This window comes from Paraclostridium sp. MRS3W1 (genome assembly GCF_032465715.1).
GTDB lineage: Bacteria > Bacillota > Clostridia > Peptostreptococcales > Peptostreptococcaceae > Paraclostridium > Paraclostridium dentum.
On the sequence record NZ_JAWDJM010000169.1, the window covers coordinates 1 to 1,624 of the forward strand.

The window sequence follows — 1,624 nt, forward strand, 5'->3', positions numbered from 1 at the left end:
ATACCAGAGATTTATTACTGGTATTTTTTCTTTTTTTTTATTTAGGACGAACATGTATATTAGCAAGATAAAATGAATTATATTGATTGAAAAAGATAAAAAATGTGTATATAATTAAATGACGATGTCAGAGAGAAATAGATATTCATATAAAGGGGAGAGCTAATTTTGAGTGGAAATGTTTTTTTAAAATTTAAAGATTTAATAATGGATAAAGTATTCAATATATATAAGCAGTACATACCAGAACATATATTGGTAAAGGGCTTAGAAAGAGAAGATATAGTTGTTTTAGCAGAACAACTATTAAATATACATTACACATTGCCAAAACTTTTTAGAGAAAGAGTAGAGTACGTTGATAAAATACATGATAAACATAAACCTAATGAAATAATTTATGAGTTGTTTGATCGAGATGAACAAGTTATTTTGTTACTATGTAAGAATTTAAAAAATAATGATACTAGTATAAAATGGGTAGATAAACTATGGTTATACTCAGTATAAATTTGGAGGTTGGATAAAAAGTTGAAAAGAAAAATAATTATTTTAGGGTTAACAGCACTACTGTCAATGGCAGTAGTTGGTTGTTCTGCAACAAAAAACGAAAATCTTAAAAAAAGTATAGATGGTGCTAGTTCTCAGTTAAATAAAATAAACAATGAAGAAATTAAGGGCTTAACTTATGAACAAGCTCAAGATTTAATGAAAAAAATAAACTCAGAGTTGTCAGAATTTAAACCTCAGTTAACTCCAGACAATCAAACTATAATTTTAAATTTAGCAACACGAGAAGTATCAGACAAAATAGAACAAGAGTATATAATGATAAACACTGTAGCTGATAAAAAAAATTATACAATTCAAATTGAAGGAAATATATTTAAGGATGAAGATGGAAATGTAGCTAAAAATGATGCATCAGTACAGGCACTATATGATTTATTAACAGCTACAAAAAACATAAATAATATAAGTTTATCAAAATGTATGGATGTGTTAAATAATAGTGAAATAAATAATGAAAATCTAAATAAAACACTTAAATCATTTGATAATGTAGACTTTGATTTTACAAAAAAAGAAATACACTTTAAACTTGAAAAAGTGTATAAAAGAATAGAATCAGTTTCAAAAAATAGAAAAATAACATATGAAGATTACAAAAAGGAAAGAACAACTTTAAAGGAAAGTCTTAAAAAATACACTGAAGATTTTGCAAAAGCTAATAATTTAAAGACAATGATAAGTGAAAAAACTTCAGAAAAAAATAATATAAATAGTTTTGGAATAAAAAATGATAATAATTTAGCTCAATCTATAACATTGACTACAGATATATCTAGTTTAAATTCTAAAACAATTACTAATATGTATGAGTTTAAAGTTCCTAGCAATAATGGAGATCCTAAAAGCTTACAATTAAGTAAAGATTTTTTGGTTGGAGCTATAAGGATTATAAACTCAACAACAAACTCAGATATAAATTATGGAAAAATAGAAGATGTTATAAAATCAAATAACATAAGAACTAAATATTTAGATAAAAATTCAAATTTCGAAACTGTTTTTGAATATTCAGGAAGCTTAGAAAGATCATTAAATAATAACAATTACAGAC

2 protein-coding genes are annotated in these 1,624 nt (G+C 24.2%); both read left to right on the top strand.

The window, feature by feature from the left end; genetic code table 11:
- Positions 1–168: 168 nt before the first annotated feature.
- Positions 169–510, top strand: coding sequence for a hypothetical protein (locus RWY47_RS14290; RefSeq protein ID WP_021429244.1), 342 nt, complete (start codon positions 169–171; stop codon positions 508–510).
- A 21-nt stretch (positions 511–531) separates the two neighbouring features.
- On the top strand, positions 532–1,624 hold a 1,093-nt coding region (locus RWY47_RS14295; protein WP_316030355.1), incomplete at its 3' end, for a hypothetical protein.